The 16,655-nt window shown below is 38.0% G+C and carries 15 protein-coding genes; 4 read left to right on the top strand and 11 right to left on the bottom strand.

The genetic code is table 11. The annotated features are described in order from the left end of the window. The first annotated feature begins 347 nt into the window (after positions 1 to 347). Positions 348 to 539, top strand: coding sequence for a DUF2970 domain-containing protein (locus tag DBO93_RS00910; RefSeq protein WP_108454650.1), 192 nt, complete (start codon positions 348 to 350; stop codon positions 537 to 539). 141 nt (positions 540 to 680) lie between these two features. Here the strand turns inward: DBO93_RS00910 and DBO93_RS00905 are convergent, their stop codons facing one another. The 9 genes from DBO93_RS00905 to DBO93_RS00865 all read right to left on the bottom strand — a co-directional run bounded on the left by DBO93_RS00905 (position 681) and on the right by DBO93_RS00865 (position 9,514). After that, positions 681 to 1,496 carry a Dam family site-specific DNA-(adenine-N6)-methyltransferase gene (locus DBO93_RS00905; protein WP_108454649.1) on the bottom strand — a complete coding sequence of 272 codons (816 nt, stop codon included), beginning with the start codon at positions 1,494 to 1,496 and terminating at the stop codon, positions 681 to 683. Positions 1,497 to 1,575: 79 nt separating this feature from the next. Beyond that, positions 1,576 to 2,913 (bottom strand): hypothetical protein, encoded by a 1,338-nt coding sequence (locus DBO93_RS00900; protein WP_108454648.1) that lies wholly within the window; start codon positions 2,911 to 2,913, stop codon positions 1,576 to 1,578. 22 nt (positions 2,914 to 2,935) lie between these two features. Beyond that, entirely contained in the window at positions 2,936 to 4,000 is a 1,065-nt protein-coding gene (gene aroB, locus DBO93_RS00895; protein ID WP_108454647.1) for a 3-dehydroquinate synthase, read from the bottom strand. 11 nt (positions 4,001 to 4,011) lie between these two features. Next, positions 4,012 to 4,530 carry a shikimate kinase AroK gene (aroK, locus tag DBO93_RS00890; RefSeq protein WP_081150979.1) on the bottom strand — a complete coding sequence of 173 codons (519 nt, stop codon included), beginning with the start codon at positions 4,528 to 4,530 and terminating at the stop codon, positions 4,012 to 4,014. A 143-nt stretch (positions 4,531 to 4,673) separates the two neighbouring features. Next, positions 4,674 to 6,677 carry a type IV pilus secretin PilQ family protein gene (locus tag DBO93_RS00885; RefSeq protein WP_239059058.1) on the bottom strand — a complete coding sequence of 668 codons (2,004 nt, stop codon included), beginning with the start codon at positions 6,675 to 6,677 and terminating at the stop codon, positions 4,674 to 4,676. Positions 6,678 to 6,730: 53 nt separating this feature from the next. Next, positions 6,731 to 7,264 carry a pilus assembly protein PilP gene (locus DBO93_RS00880; RefSeq protein ID WP_108454646.1) on the bottom strand — a complete coding sequence of 178 codons (534 nt, stop codon included), beginning with the start codon at positions 7,262 to 7,264 and terminating at the stop codon, positions 6,731 to 6,733. After that, positions 7,264 to 7,869, bottom strand: coding sequence for a type 4a pilus biogenesis protein PilO (locus DBO93_RS00875; RefSeq protein ID WP_108454645.1), 606 nt, complete (start codon positions 7,867 to 7,869; stop codon positions 7,264 to 7,266). Before DBO93_RS00875 ends, DBO93_RS00880 begins: the two co-directional genes overlap by 1 nt. Beyond that, positions 7,869 to 8,447 carry a PilN domain-containing protein gene (locus tag DBO93_RS00870; protein WP_108454644.1) on the bottom strand — a complete coding sequence of 193 codons (579 nt, stop codon included), beginning with the start codon at positions 8,445 to 8,447 and terminating at the stop codon, positions 7,869 to 7,871. Before DBO93_RS00870 ends, DBO93_RS00875 begins: the two co-directional genes overlap by 1 nt. Continuing rightward, complete coding sequence (locus DBO93_RS00865; protein ID WP_108454643.1) at positions 8,435 to 9,514, bottom strand: pilus assembly protein PilM; 1,080 nt, start codon at positions 9,512 to 9,514, stop codon at positions 8,435 to 8,437. The genes DBO93_RS00870 and DBO93_RS00865 overlap by 13 nt, the downstream gene beginning before the upstream one ends. Before the next feature lie 131 nt (positions 9,515 to 9,645). Here DBO93_RS00865 and DBO93_RS19170 point away from each other — a divergent pair, with 131 nt between their 5' ends. The 3 genes from DBO93_RS19170 to pckA all read left to right on the top strand — a co-directional run bounded on the left by DBO93_RS19170 (position 9,646) and on the right by pckA (position 14,307). Beyond that, a complete protein-coding gene (locus DBO93_RS19170; protein ID WP_343215939.1) occupies positions 9,646 to 10,668 on the top strand; it encodes a transglycosylase domain-containing protein in 1,023 nt (340 codons plus the stop codon). Further along, on the top strand, positions 10,551 to 12,233 hold the full coding sequence (locus DBO93_RS00860) for a penicillin-binding transpeptidase domain-containing protein (RefSeq protein WP_343215938.1): 1,683 nt from the start codon (positions 10,551 to 10,553) through the stop codon (positions 12,231 to 12,233). The genes DBO93_RS19170 and DBO93_RS00860 overlap by 118 nt, the downstream gene beginning before the upstream one ends. 463 nt (positions 12,234 to 12,696) lie before the next feature. Further along, positions 12,697 to 14,307 (top strand): phosphoenolpyruvate carboxykinase (ATP), encoded by a 1,611-nt coding sequence (pckA, locus tag DBO93_RS00855; protein WP_108454642.1) that lies wholly within the window; start codon positions 12,697 to 12,699, stop codon positions 14,305 to 14,307. A 115-nt stretch (positions 14,308 to 14,422) separates the two neighbouring features. Here the strand turns inward: pckA and envZ are convergent, their stop codons facing one another. Both envZ and ompR read right to left on the bottom strand, forming a co-directional pair. Next, entirely contained in the window at positions 14,423 to 15,721 is a 1,299-nt protein-coding gene (envZ, locus tag DBO93_RS00850) for a two-component system sensor histidine kinase EnvZ (protein ID WP_108454641.1), read from the bottom strand. Between the two features lie 151 nt (positions 15,722 to 15,872). After that, complete coding sequence (gene ompR / locus DBO93_RS00845; protein ID WP_108454640.1) at positions 15,873 to 16,598, bottom strand: two-component system response regulator OmpR; 726 nt, start codon at positions 16,596 to 16,598, stop codon at positions 15,873 to 15,875. Positions 16,599 to 16,655: the final 57 nt, after the last annotated feature.

The following is a 16,655-nucleotide window of genomic DNA, read 5'->3' as shown; positions in this document are numbered from 1 at the left end:
AAACCTATACTTGGCTGCTCAATCAGTGGCTTAATTATTACTTTTTATACTTTAACCTTATGCAATATAATGAAAATATCAATACAAAAATAGCTAAAAAACTGAAAAATTACAAAATGTTGATAAATTTACATCATTCTTAGTTTTATATAAAAGTAAAGTGCATAACCGAGCAATAATTAAGTAAGTATTATTTGTCCAACTTAACTTGAATACCGCTTAGAAGAGCTAGTTCTGTTTAGGTGTGCACCAAGTGATTAAAAAAGCGTGTTGCTTGATAGATATTACGCATTAGCACATACTGCTAAAATGCGCTTAAATAACTCATTAATCGTTTAAGGATAGTAATGGCCTCAAGTAACTTTAAGAAAACATTTAAAAGTGTCGGTGCGGCATTTTTTGGCGTACAAAGTGATAAAAATAGGGAAAGAGATTTTACTGAGGGGAAATTCAGCCATTTCATTATTGCCGGGGTCATTGCAGTGGTGATATTCATAGCCTCATTAATTGCTATCGTTAGCCTCATTTTACCAAGCTAAAAACCTATTCTAAGATTAACCAACCCCGTATCTAGGCTTAATGGCAACATCAAGCTATAAGTTTACTTATTAACGGTTCTTGCTTACCTTTATTGTCGAACGGTTATATAAATGGTAATGGTCTTAAGCGCCAGTTACATTTTAATACAGCGCGAGAAGTTCAGAGACCTTATTACGTTTACTGCCTTTTTGGCTAATTGTTCTAGAGACTTCTATTGAATGTTGCTTTTTTGCATGCTCATAAATTTTTCTAGTCCAAATAGTATCGTGATTACTAATAAGCACAGATATATTTGGTACTTTAGTCACTTCTTCAGCAACATTAGCTAAATCAGCTTGCTCATCTAAGCCAAAACCATTACCTGAATAACTCGTAAAGCTAGCCGTTTTACTTAATGGCACATATGGCGGATCGCAATAAATAACATCTCCCGATTTTGCATGAGCAAAAGTTTGTCGATATCCATCACAAATAAATATCGCTTTTGCCGCCTTTTCTGAAAAATAAATCAGTTCAGCTTCAGGAAAATATGGACGCTTGTATTTACCAAAAGGCACATTATAACCACCAGATTTATTGTATCGGCATAATCCATTATAACCATGTCGATTCATATATAAAAAAACTAGAGATCTAAAGTAGGGATCTGAGCTTGCATTAAACTCTTTACGTAATTGGTAATATTTTTCCGCTTGGTTATATTCAGGGGTAAAAAATCGTCGTGCATCGGCAATAAATTTATCAGGTGTGCGTTGAACAATTCGATAAAGATTAACAAGATCCTGATTGATATCGCTCAGTAAATATTCGTCATAATCACTATTCAGAAAAACCGACCCTGCACCGACAAAAGGTTCAATCAGTCGATTTCCTTTTGGCAACATAGAGTTTATGACATCGCTTAGTGCGTATTTACCACCTGCCCACTTTAAAAATGCTCGATGTTTCTTCTTCATGACACCTACAAACTATAAAAATTAAAACCAGATGATTAGTATCTGAAAAGTAAGCGGGGATTGTATCCTGAATCAAGCTTTATTGGGAGAGTTGAAATGCATTGATTTCGTTATTCACCACACTTGTTGGCTTAATCCAAGGTTGTCGAGATAAAAGTGACTCGGGTAAACTTGATAAGGCTACTTGTGCTGAAGCTTTATCTGTATAAACCTTACTGGTAATAACCATCAAGGGTTTATCATTTAATTGACGCTGATAAATGTGATATTCAATCGTTGCTAATGCTGCTAGATATTTTGGCGGTAATGTTAAATCGCTAAAAGCTGATAATTGAATAACATACCCTGCTTTAGCTGCATAAAAATTATTATCCACTAGGAAATTATTAACTAAATTTAGCTCTACTTCAGTAGCTTTTACTTCAATTTTATCAATTTTTGGTTTTACCAATGATACATTCTCTGCTGCACTATCCGTTTGTTCAATGGTTATTGCATAGATAATATCCAACGGGGTCGCTGGTAATGGGAGCTCTTTTTTCATCACGCTTGTTTTGGGGTTGACTAATAATGAATAGATGTCTTCGGGGATCGCACTTTCTTTTGATGTTACTGTTTTTAATGTCGTGTCATCAAGAGCATCAAGAGCATCAAGAACCATAGTTTGTGGCTGTTCTAAAGTTTCTGTTAGCGATACCTTTTCAGGCTTTAGAGCTGATATTGACTGCGTAAAATTGAAACTATCTAATTGTAAAAGGTTAATCACAACTGCAGAAATGGCTAAGCAAAAAAGTACTGCACCAAGTAACCATTTATTACGTTTAGTCAAAGCCCAAGTTGTGCGATTCTTTTTAAATATAGCTGAAGTAGTTGATAATAATTGCCCAGATTGTGAAGATAACAAAGAAAGTTTATTATCAAATAAGCTTTTATTAACGGCGACATTCCTACCAGACTGTAATGAGCCAAACATAACAACATTAACGACTAAGTTTGCCTTTTTTGCAATTAAGGCTAATTGCGTTAACTCATGCATAACTTGTAAAGATAAATGTTGAGCACTGTCGAGTACAATACTAATACTTTGTTGTGATTTTTTAGCTAAATTTATCACACTTACGGCTAGCGAAATTTCAGGATCAAATAACTCGCCAGTGTATAATTGCTCAATAACACGACAACGAATTTGAATATTATTAAACTGCGATGAAAGGGCAACATAGGCTACATTATGCTGCTCGGGTAAGCTTGCTAGAAGTTGGTTTGAAATTGTGGCGTTTTGTTCAACGCTTTCATCAATAACCAGAATGGCTTGTTTTGAAAAACGTAAAATATAGTCGATACGCGCTTGAGCACTGATTTTTGTGACACTTGTAATATCGTTCGATATGTCAATATTTTGTGTTAACGCCGACATGCTTCACCTACTCTGAATATAATTACAGAATTTGCTGAAGGAGTTCCACGCTAACATCATCGTTAATTTCAGACTGGCCTATTGCCGTCGGAAGAATAAAACGAAGTTTACCGGCTAAATTCTTTTTATCGCGACGCATATGACAAATAAATTCATCAAAACCCATATTCTCGGGAGCGATCAGCGGTAAATCAAAAGCACTAAGTAAAGCTTCAATACGACGAAGATCTGACACTTCAAGCAAATTCATTGCTACTGATACTTTAGCAGCAAGTACCATGCCAGTAGCAACAGCTTCTCCGTGCAACCAATTACCATAACCTTGATCTGCTTCAATGGCATGACCAAAAGTGTGGCCGAGGTTTAATAATGCACGAACACCTGCTTCAGTTTCATCTTCTGCAACTATGGTTGCTTTGCACTGACAACAACGTTCAATCATTTGCATTAGGATAGTATTATCACCGGCTTTAATTGCATCTGTATGCTCTTCAAGCCAGGTAAAGAACTCTCCATCACCTAGTATTCCATACTTAACCACTTCAGCCATACCAGCGTTAAACTCTCTAACAGGTAAAGTAACTAAGCTTGCTAAGTCGATAAATACAGCTTTAGGCTGATAGAACGCGCCTATCATGTTTTTACCTAAGGGATGATTAACCGCGGTTTTACCACCAACAGATGAGTCTACTTGTGACAACACCGTTGTTGGAACTTGAATAAAATCAATACCACGCTGATAACATGCTGCAGCAAAACCCGTTATATCACCTATAACACCACCGCCTAATGCGATTAGTGTTGTATCTCTACCATGATTACCGGCAAGTAAGTGAGACATTATCCGTTCAAAATTTGCTAAACTTTTTTGAGCTTCACCATCCGGTAAAATGATTTCATCGACATCGAAATCCTTTAAGCTGGTTTTCATTTGCTCAATATATAATGGAGCGACAATATTATTACTAACAATGCAAACTCGTTTACTGCGGATATGACTAGACAGCAGTTTACTATTTGATAGTAATCCACTGTCTATATAGATTGGGTAGCTGCGAGAGCCAAGTTTAACGTGAAGAGTAGTCATAGGTATTTTGGTTAGAAATCTAATCGCTCTACTATTTTACTAGCTACAACCTTTGCACTTTGATCATCCGTTTGCACGATAACATCGGCAATTTCTTCATATAACGGATTACGCTCAACAGCTAGGTTTTCAAGTACAGTTCTAGGTTCTTCATCAGTTTGGAGTAGCGGACGGCGTCGGTCTCTTTGCGTGCGAGCAACTTGTTTATCTATAGTAGTTTCAAGATAGACAACAATACCGCGCGCTGATAAGCGATTGCGTACTTGAGCGCTAATCACAGAGCCACCACCAGTAGCTAAAACAATTCCCTGTTTTTCACTTAAGTCTTCAATGACTGATTCTTCTCTCAATCGAAAGCCTTCTTCACCTTCAAGATCAAAAACCCATGCGATATCAGCACCAGTACGACGCTCAATTTCTTGATCGGAATCAAAAAACTCTAAATGTAGCTTATCTGCTAATTCTCTACCAATGGTGCTTTTGCCTGCGCCCATTGGGCCTACAAGGAAAATATTACGTTTTTCTGCCATTAGATTAATTAATACTCGTTTATTTATTACGTGAACAGGTAAGAGGGAACCCCCTCGAAAATTTCAAGGGCGCAATTATCGCAATTGTTGGGTACAAATTGCAAGCATGTAAGATGAAAACACCAACTTACATGCAAATTAACTTAAAATCTTTCCGTAACTATGCGTGGTGTAACGAATATTAGCAGTTCTTTTTTCTCATTAAAGTTACTACTATTCCTAAACATCCAACCAAAATACGGAATATCACCTAAAACTGGCACTTTTGATACCGAGCTAATAATTTGTTGCTGATAAATACCACCTAATACAATGGTCTCACCATTATTAACTAAAACTTGTGTGCCAATTCGCTGTGTATCGATTGCAGGTGCTGTGCCATTAGATACATCTGAGACGGTATCTTGGGTAACGACTAAGTCCAAGATTATTCTGTCATCCGGTGTAATATGAGGCGTGACCGTTAAACTTAATACCGCTTTTTTAAATTGGGTTGATGTTGCACCACTTGAAGCCGCTTCTTGATATGGAATTTCTACACCTTGTTCTATATAAGCTTCTTTCTGGTTAGCGGTAGTAATTCGGGGACTGGCAATAATTTCACCTTTGTTTTCTTTTTCCATCGCACTCAATTCAAGATCCAGAATCGTACCATCGGCTAATCGTGCCACCTGAAATGCAATGCTACCAGCCGGGCTTGCTACAGGTAAGTTAACATTAAGTCGGTCACTTAACGAAGGTATGATGCCATTGCCAGCACTTTCAGCACCAGACAATGAACCAGATGTTGATGAGTCTGAACCCGTATCAGTTACGCCCCAACGAATACCTAACTCTTCATTGATATTATCTTTTACCGTTACCATACGAGATTCGATAATAACTTGGCGAACAGGAATATCTAACACCGATACCATACGCTTAATATCTTCGATACTAGTTGCCGTATCTCGAATTAATAATGTATTAGTTCTTTCATCAACACTCACGCTACCACGAAGTGATAAAATACTATTATCTTCATTCTTGATTAGCGCAGCAAATTCAGCAGCTTTTGCATAATTAACTTGTACATACTCAGAATATAAAGGCGCTAGCTCTTCTACTTGCTGTTGTGCTTGTAAATCACGAGCTTCTCTTGCAGCTAATTCATCGCTTGGTGCAACCATAAGAATGTTGCCTTCCATGCGTTTGTCTAAACCTTTCACTTTTAGAATAATATCGAGAGCCTGATCCCAAGGTACACCATCTAATCTCAGGGTAATATTACCGACAACGGTATCACTGGTGACTAAGTTAAAACCATTATAATCCGCAACAATTTGCAATACTGTACGTACAGAAATATCTTGGAAGTTCAATGATATAGCTCTACCACTAAAGTTTTCTTCTTCACCAAGGTAACCGTCTTGCTTAACTTTAGCGTTAACAGTTAATGAAAACACATCATTAAATTGCTGATGTTTATATTCAAATGGACCATTAATATCAACAACTAAACGCGCATTTCTCCCTTCCTTAAAGGTTTCAATGCCAGTAACCAAAGTGCCAAAGTCGGTCACATCTAACTTGTAAATGTAATCGTCTAAAATTTCAGTATTATGAAATTCAATATAAAGTTTGCCAAGTTTATCACTTACATCTACAGCGACTTTACTGTCGATAAGTTTCACTAATAACTGCGCTTCATTTTGCTGACCACGTTTAAAGTCAATATTATCTATTTGATTAATAAAGCCATGACCAAGTGGAATTAACTGGGTTACTGATGGATTTACTTGCCCAGTATTTAACGTTAACGCAAAGGTATTGCCTTTTTGGACTGCATCAAAAATTGAAAGGTGCTGCAAACTCACATCAGCAACAACTTTACCCGCAATTTTCTGTACGGTAATGTTATTAACACCCGCGTGATCAATCAGCGTTGAAGCAACTGTAGGATTAAACTGATCTGCATCAAAAGTAATTCTAACTTGTGCAGGTGACATCGATGTAACCACTTCGGGCGCCACAGCGATATTGTCAGATAACTCAAACACTAATTCTATTTCGTTGTTTTGAATCGTATTATAGCTGATCCCAGTTAACTCGCTTGCCCACGAAAAAGTGGAAAATACGCATAAATAAGCGACTGTGACTAGCTTCATTTTTTTGCAATGTGTCATAAGATTATCGTTTTTGATTTTATTAAATAGCAACATTACTTCCTTTGCCCCTCTGCACTTGTCTCCGTCATGGTAACGACAGTTTCACGTTCCACCCAGCACCCAGCGCCATCTGGGATTAATTCTAGTACTTTTACATTATCTTGACTTACTGTGGTAATTTTCCCGTGGTTTAAACCCACATAGCTCCCAACAGCTACTCTGTGTAATGTTCTGTCAGACGCCTCGACGAGCGCCCAAGTAACACCTAATTCACCTAAAGTGCCACGCATGACCAAATTACTCAGAGAATATTTCTCCAATGGCTGTTTTCTTCGACGCGGATCAGGGCTCAAGCAGCCTGACATTTGTTGAATTTTTTCTTGAATTGCTTCTGGCTTTGGCACATCAAATGGACTGCGCAGAACGTCTGCTGAATAGTCAAAGTGATCGAAAACTCTAACTTCTGGCATCGGCTCTATCGTATTACCGGTTCCTGATTGTACCGTAGCAATATGTTGCTTTAAATCATCAGTATCATTAAAACAGCCCGATAATATCACAGCACTTAATAAGATTAATTTCTTCATTATTCTGCTGCCTCCCGATAACGATAGGTTTTAGCTTGCAGCTTTAATTTTAAGTCACCTGATGCTTGCTTTTGTAAATTAATATCAAAGTCATGCAGCGTTACTATACGTGGCAATCCGGCAATTCTACTAACGAATTGGCCAAACTCATGATAAGTGCCGATGACTTCTATATCTATCGGTAACTCGATATAAATTTCTTGCTCTATCTCTGGTTGCCAATTTAATTTTACAAAATTAAGCCCAGTAGTTGTGCCAACAAAAGTAATGTCATCAAGTAAACCTGGTGTTTCATGGCTTTCGGGCAAACTTTTCAATTGATTAGCAAACATTGCTTCCGCTTCAATCATTTGTTGTTCAAATAATTCTAAGTTTGCCGCTATGTGATACTTAGCTTGGTATTGTTGCTTAAGCGTGGTTTCTTCAACAGTCACACGTTTAAGTTGTTCAATTTGATCGCTGATCATTAAAACGTAACCTAAACCTAACACTAAGATAACCAAAAATATTGATAATACAATTTTTGCAGCTTTTGGCCATTGTCCAATATTATCAAGCTCTAAGCCATCGAATTGCTCCATAAATTCCGATAAATCAAAATTCATTATAGCGCTCCTTGACTAGTAGGTTCATTTAAATTGATCAACCCTTTGATTCGAACACGCATTTTGAAATCACTTAGTAATTTACTTTTTGCATCATTAGAGGTTATAGATTCAAGTATCGCATCTTCAAATAAATCAGAGCTTTCTATTTCTCTAATCATATTGGCTAAGTGGTTGTTAGATTCACTTTTACCGATAATATTTAAGCTGTTGCCTTGTTTTTCCAAACGTGTGAGATATATACCGTTTGGCACTACTTTTGCAATTTCGTCTAAGACTTGCGTACCTACATTTCGACTGCGTTGTAACTGTTCAACAACACTTGTGCGCTTTTGAAGTTCTTTTTTCTTTTCATTTAACGACTTTATTTTCGAAATTCTTAAATCTAATATTTGTATTTCATTTTGTAAGAATTGATTACGAGTCTGTTGACCGTCAATACGCATTTGATAAAATTGATTTACAGAAAACACAATCACAAATGCCACTAATGCCACAATAGTCAGTACGGTAAAGTACTCACGCTGTTTAGCTTTTTCGGCTTCTTCGCGCCATGGTAATAGATTTATATATGCCATGGTGTGAAACTCCTTAATGCTAAACCAGCCGCGACCATAAAGCGTGGCGCTGTTTTAGCTAACTCTTCTTGATTAATTGTGCTCGATACTTCCATGCCAGTAAAAGGGTTAGCTATTACCGTATGAATACCTAATTCTTCAGTTAACAGTTGTTCAACACCTTCAACTAAGGCACTGCCGCCTGATATCACTAAGTAATCAATTTTTTCTTTACCACTTGTTGTTAAAAACATCTGAATTGCACGACGAATTTGTTGAACTAAAATGGTATGAAATGGCGCTAAAACTTCGAAGGTATAATTAGGGGGTAGATCATCGGTCAATTTAGCAATTTCTGCCTCTTCAAACGATTTATTATAATAAGAAACAATTGAGCGAGTGTATTGTTCACCGCCAAATAACTGATCTCGGCTGTAAATATGGTTACCTGCTTCAGTAACGGAAAATAAAGTCATTGTTGCACCTAAATCTACGGTCGCTATAACTTTATCAGCAGCGTCATCAGGTAATTGATTTAATGTTAAGTCATAAGCTCGGCTGATAGCATAGGACTCTACATCAATAACTTTGGTATCAAAACCACCGGCTTCTAATGCAGCAACTCTTGCCTCAACAGACTCAGTTCGTGCAGCGCTTAGTAAAACATTAATTTTACTTGGGTCTGATTCATTAATATCAAGCGATTCAAAATCTAAACTTACTTCATCAAGTGGATATGGAATTAAACTATCCGCTTCAATTTCTATCTGGCTGGCCAGCTCTTGTTCATTTAAGGCAACATCCATATAGATGATTTTAGTAATTACCGTTTGTCCGGAAACTGCTGACGCCGCATGTCCAACTGAAGAGGTGATTTTTTTTCTTATTTTAGCAACAACTTTACCGACAGCGTCAATATCTTGAATTTCTCTGTCAACAATGGCGCCTCTTGGCATTGGCTCGATCGCGACAGTCTCTAGCACATAGCCGCCTTCATTTTGGTTCAGTAAAACCGCTTTAATAGAGTGAGAACCAATGTCAATTCCAACCATTAAGGAGGTCTTTTTTTTCCATAAACTACTTAACATAGAATCCTACTAGAACATTTTATTATAATAATATTAGGTAAAAAATTGGTATAAATACATTTATTACATGCTTTTACAGGATATACTAGTACTATTACGTCAATTTTATAACTTTTATCGAGCATTTTTTTGTGTTTTCTATAAAGAACCTGTTTAAAACGGGTGCTGTATTGATATTTATCGGATTTTTAGCACTCGCCGGAATTTATCTCTCAATGCGCTCGAGTCTACCTAGTGTTGAATCATTGAAAGATCTGCAGTGGCAAACGCCAATGCAGATATTTAGTGCTGACGGAAAACTCATTTCTCAATTCGGTGAAAAGAAACGCATCCCTTTAACCTTAGACGAAATGCCGCAACAATTAATAAATGCGATATTAGCAACTGAAGATGATCGTTTTTATTTGCATTTTGGTGTTGATCCAATTGGTATGGGTCGTGCCATTATAGGCCAGTTAACGGGACAAAATAGAGGCGGCGCAAGTACCATTACCATGCAGGTGGCCCGAAACTTCTTCCTGACGAGAGAACAAACCTATGTGCGAAAAATTAGAGAAATATTTATTTCTTTCCACATTGAGAGCTTGCTGACGAAAGATGAAATTCTTGCGCTCTATATGAATAAAATTTCATTAGGGCATCGCTCATTTGGCTTTGGCGCCGCTGCTCAGGTTTATTACGGTAAAGAAACTAAAGAACTAACGCTCGCGCAAATAGCGGTATTAGCAGGTTTGCCAAAAGCTCCTTCAACTTTAAATCCAATTAGCCGACCTGATCGAGCATTGCAACGTAGAGCAGTAGTATTACAAAGAATGTACGTGGCAGGCTATATTACTTCTCAAGAATTGGCCACTGCGAATCAAGAGCCCATGACGGCCATAAAGCATGGTGCTGAAATTGAATTAAGTGCACCTTACATAGCTGAAATGGCGCATCAAGAAATGGTCGATCGTTTTGGTAAAGAAGCCGCCTATACGGGGGGTATAAAGTATTTACGACGGTTACATCTAAACTACAATATGCTGCTCAACAATCTGTGGTTAATAATATTTTTGCTTATGATCAGCGCCATGGTTACCGAGGACCCATCAGTACCATACGCCCTATTGATGAAACACTTACCAGTACGAGTGACACAAGCAACACTGAAATAAAACCTATCAATGCTGAAGAAGCTATTGAAGCACTTAAGTCGCTCGATAGTTATCATTCCATTGTTCCTGCCGTTGTAACTCAAACATTTGAACAATCAGCTCAAGTTAGACTACAAGATGGTTCACTAGTCGATATTGATTGGCTTGGACTTGCTTGGGCACGTGCATACATCAATGATGACAAACAAGCAGCGCCTCCATCACTCGCTAAAGATATTTTATCTCCTGGTGATATTGTTATGGTTTCAGCAACTGAGTCAGGCTATCGACTAAGCCAGTTGCCAGAAGTAAGCGCAGCCCTTATATCGCTTGCTACAGATAATGGTGCAATAAAAGCGGCGGTGGGTGGCTTCAGTTTTACTCAAAGCCAATTTAATCGTGTCACACAAGCAAAACGTCAAGTTGGCTCTAACATCAAACCTTTTATATATTCTGCAGCCCTAGAAAATGGTTATACTTTGGCATCAATAGTTAACGATGCGCCAATTAACCAGTGGGATCGAAGTTCAGGTGTAGTTTGGCGTCCTAAAAATTCACCTCCCGTATATAACGGTGAAATACGATTTAGACTAGCATTAGCGCAATCAAAAAACGTTATCGCTGTTCGTTTACTTAGAGAAGTTGGCCTAGATAAAATTATTCCTTATTTAGCTACCTTTGGTTTCAATATTGATGATCTACCACGTAATGAATCCCTAGCCCTTGGTTCTGCTTCTTTAACACCGCTTGAAGTAGCTACTGGCTTTGCAACTTTTGCAAATGGTGGTTTTTTAATTAAACCTTACTTAATTGAACGTATTGAAGATTCATTCGGTAAAGTGTTATTTCAAGCAAATCCTGCCATTGCGTGTGATGATTGCGATCAGTTAACAGATGAGCAACCTACGTTAGCAGATATCAATACTGAGAATGATGACTTTAATATTACTCATGACATAAATATTGTTGATGACATAGAATCTGAAGCACCACCAATCAACAAAGCCCCGCGTATTATTAGCGCTCAAAATGCATTTCTAATGACTGAAGCACTGAATTCAGCTATTTGGGGAGCCGACTGGAATATAAAACCTTTTTGGCAAGGTACTGGTTTCCGTGCTCGAGTGCTAAAACGAAGAGATATTGCAGGTAAAACAGGTACCACTAATCAGGCAAAAGACGCGTGGTTTTCTGGCTACAGCCGTAGAATAGTTACTACGTCTTGGATTGGTTTTGACGACCCTAGTCGCAACCTTGGGCAAACAACCTATAACAGTAACCTCACTAAAGACCAAACAACAGGGAAAGAGTTTGGAGCCAAGTCTGCTCAGCCAGCCTGGATAGATTTTATGCAAGTGGCATTAACTGACTTACCTGTTGAACCTTTTGAACAACCGGTTGCATTAATGTCGGTTCGCATTGATAAAGTCTCTGGTAAATTAACCACTAAAACAGATAAATCGAGTCGTTTCGAATATTTTGAATTGGGCACAGCGCCAACCGAGTATATAAGTCAGGATGTCAGTAGTGAGATACTTGATGGTAACGATGTGGTTATCAATGCCGAAGACGGTATATTCGACTAAGTCTAACTTTTGTTGATCTTTCTAAATCGTTATTTATAAGTGCGACTTATTTTATTGAAAGATCAACAACCATCATAAAAAAGTTTCGTTATATAATACTTCGAAGCTAATTTTTGTTTCCATTCGAAATTTATATCCACTATTTTCATTTTTTATAATCCTTTTATGATCTTCTTTCCTTGATAATTTCCTGACCAAACAGTCAACCACAACAAAAACATAAGCTACTGTTATCTATGTATATAAACTCATCTATCTATTTGCAGAATAGTACCTTAAACCTTTCTATATTCTATTATTAAACTACTTGCCCCCCTAAATTATGAAAGTCAGTATGAAAACTTTCAAAACGAAAGAAAAAAAACTTTCGTTTTGCCGAGTGATCGCATAAAATCGACTTCCAAACTCGGAACACCGAAACTAAACATTTAAAAATCGTCATAATTTTAGGAGCGAATTCGCAATGGCAGCTTTAGAAAACTCAATCGATTTATCTTCATACGGCATCAATAACGTTGCAGAGATAGTTTACAACCCTTCTTATGAGTTACTCTTTGCTGAGGAAACTAGATCCGACCTCACAGGTTGTGATAAAGGCACTGTTACCGAACTTGGCGCAGTTTCAGTAGACACTGGAATTTTTACCGGCCGCTCTCCAAAAGATAAATATATTGTTCGTGACGATACCACCCGTGATACGGTTTGGTGGTCAGATCAAGGTAAAAATGACAACAAACCAATGACACAAGAAACTTGGGCTAATCTTAAAGGTTTAGTAACTGAGCAATTGTCAGGTAAGCGCTTATTTGTTGTTGATACTTATTGTGGTGCAGATGAAGCTACCCGATTAAAAGTGCGCTTTATTACCGAAGTCGCTTGGCAAGCTCACTTTGTTAAAAACATGTTCATTCGCCCAACCGATGTAGAGTTGGAAACTTACGAACCAGATTTCATCGTAATGAATGGCGCAAAAGCAGTTAATCCTAACTGGCAAGAGCAAGGTTTAAATTCTGAAAATTTCGTGGCCTTTAACCTAACTGAACGTGTTCAGTTAATTGGTGGTACTTGGTATGGCGGCGAGATGAAAAAAGGTATGTTCTCAATGATGAACTACTTATTGCCACTAAAAGGCATTGCATCAATGCACTGTAGTGCAAACGTTGGCGAAGATGGCGATACCGCAGTTTTCTTTGGTCTTTCTGGTACCGGTAAAACAACCTTATCAACTGACCCTAAGCGCCAGCTTATTGGTGATGATGAACATGGTTGGGATGAAAACGGTGTATTTAACTTTGAAGGCGGTTGTTACGCAAAAACAATCAACTTAAGTAAAGAAAACGAACCTGATATCTATAACGCTATCCGTCGTGATGCATTACTTGAAAACGTAACAGTTGATGAAAAAGGTCAAATAGATTTTGACGATAATTCAAAAACTGAAAACACTCGTGTTTCTTACCCTATTTACCATATTGATAATATCGTTAAACCTGTTTCTAGAGCTGGTCATGCAAAAAAAGTTATTTTCTTAACTGCTGATGCTTTTGGTGTATTACCACCTGTTGCTAAATTAACTCCAGCACAAACAGAATACTACTTCTTGTCAGGCTTCACCGCTAAACTTGCAGGTACTGAGCGTGGCATAACAGAACCAACACCAACATTCTCAAGTTGTTTTGGTGCTGCTTTTTTAAGTTTGCACCCTACACAGTATGCTGAAGTTTTACGTAACCGTATGCAAGCTGTTGGCGCTGAAGCTTACTTGGTTAATACCGGTTGGAATGGCACAGGTAAACGTATTTCAATAAAAGATACCCGTGCAATTATTGATGCTATTTTAGATGGTTCAATTGATGATGCTCAAACGCAAGTTTTACCTTTATTCAATTTAGACATTCCTACAAGCATTGAAGGCGTTGACGATAGTATTTTAGACCCTCGTAATACCTATGCAGAAGCAGAACAATGGCAAGGTAAAGCTGTTGACTTAGCCACTCGCTTTGTAAATAACTTTAATAAGTTTACTGATACAGATAACGGTAAGTCACTTGTTGCCGCTGGTCCAAAAGTATAACCAAACCTATTGCGCAATAGCGTAAACTAAAAAGCCGTCGAATATTCGACGGCTTTTTTATATCTTCAATATTGATGTAATCACGGTATATATAAGCGATTATTTTTCCTAATTATTAGCCATGGCTAATAGGTAAGCAAACTTGTGCTTTTAAACCGCCTTCTTTTCGATTCGACAATTCAACTCGACCACTATGGGTGTCGACTATACGCTTGATAATAGCTAAACCTAAACCACTACCTTCACCACCTCGTGCTTCATCACCTTGAGTAAAGGGCTGAAACAATCGCTCAATATCAACGTCAGGGATACCCGGCCCTTCATCGCAGACACAAAAGCAAACTTCCTGTTTATCTTTGTCATAAGAAGTTGTCACTGTCACTTTACCGTTAGAATAACGTAAAGCATTTTGAATTAAGTTAGCTAAGGCACGCTTCATCGCAACGTAACGTAAAGGCACTTTAGGTAAAGATTCAGCATTAAAAATTATTTCACGATCTACTACGCTTTCTGACTGAACCACCTCGTCAATTAAAATATTGATATCATCTAACTCAGCTTTGTCTTTGCTGTCATGACGAATATAATCAATAAACTGATCGATGATGTTATTCATGTCTTCAATATCGCCTTCAATGCCCTCTTTCAAAAATTCATCTTGTTGAGAAATCATTTCAGTGGCTAAGCGAATACGGGTTAATGGCGTTCGTAAATCATGCGATATACCAGCCATCAATAAATTTCGGTCGTCTTCAAGTTGTTTTATACCTTTCGACATACGGTTAAAAGCACGAGTTACAGCGACAATTTCAGTAGTGCCTCGTTCAGTTAGTGGTTCTGGAAAATCACCACGTCCAACATCAAGCGCAGCATGTTGTAAGGCACTGAGTGGGCGATTAAGTTGTCGAACAAAAACCCAGCCTCCAACGACACTTAAAATACCTAATATCATTAGCACAAAAATAAGCGGTGAAAAGTTTTCTTCTTCTAAGCCATTGATAGGTATTTTAACCCAATATTTAGGTGCTTGAGGCGGACGTATCCAAAATAAATATTCATCTCCCTGAGAGATCCTAACTTCTGCTGGTCCCCCTAATAGATCAGACATTTCATTAGAACGAAAGGCATAATATACCGCATCTTGCAGACCTAGCTTCATTGCAGCGGCTTCACGATAAACACCGATACCGGTTTCTCGTTGAAACGCTTCTCCCATTGCGGGGCTTATCGCTTCATCCTCAATATCAATAAAAACAACCCGAACTTGCTTTGCTAATAGTTGGTTCACTTGTTGAGCATTCGGTTGAATGATATATATCGACATTGAAATGAACGACACAACTTGGTTAATTAATAACAAAACTCCAATTAAGAGTACTGTTTGACCAAAGGCACTGCGGGGTAATATTTTCATAAACCACGACTACGGTGAGAGTTTTTTCCATGCATTTTAAAGTCATACCACTGATGTTTTTGAACATTTGTTCTGGTGAAAATTATTTAAAGCAGCAAAACCTTACAAAGTAAGGTTCATGGGTAAGCTGATAACGTGGGTATTTCAAAAATTAAGCAACAGATTTTCCTTCCGGCACAAATACATACCCTAAACCCCAAACGGTTTGTATATAACGAGGTTTTGCAGGATCTATTTCCAGCATACGTCGTAAGCGTGAAACTTGTACGTCGATACTACGCTCTAAAGCAGAGTAATCTCTACCACGAGCCAAGTTCATTAGTTTATCACGCGATAATGGCTCACGTGGATGGGTGATCAGCGCTTTTAACACCGCAAACTCACCACTAGTTAAAGGCATATTTACATCTCCCTTCACCATTTCTCGTGTAGCAAGATTGAGCTTATAATCTCCAAAAGAGATAACATTTTCTTCTTGAGAGGGTGCGCCTGGAGCTTCCTGCACTCTTCGACGAAGTACCGCTTTTATTCGCGCCAGTAATTCACGCGGATTAAAAGGCTTAGGCATATAATCATCAGCGCCAAGCTCTAAGCCAATAATACGGTCAACTTCATCGCCTTTCGCTGTTAGCATAACAATAGGAATATCATTGGAATTTTGGCGTAAGCGACGACATATTGATAACCCATCTTCGCCTGGTAACATTAAGTCGAGTACTAATACATGAAAATTTTCGCGCTCTAGTAGTCTATCCATTTGCTCTGAGTTTGCAGCACTACGCACAACAAAGCCTTGCTCGACTAAATATCTCTCCAGTAAAGCGCGCAAACGCATATCATCGTCTACTACCAAAACCTTCGGTGTTTCATGTCCCATAATATTCGTTCCACTTTTATTTTTAAACTTATGTTAACTATAAGTCATATTACTTCA

Origin of the sequence: Colwellia sp. Arc7-D, from assembly GCF_003061515.1 — a bacterium.
Taxonomy (GTDB): Bacteria; Pseudomonadota; Gammaproteobacteria; order Enterobacterales; family Alteromonadaceae; genus Cognaticolwellia.
Note: the sequence above shows the minus strand (reverse complement) of the source record. Positions and strands in the feature narration are given on the sequence as shown.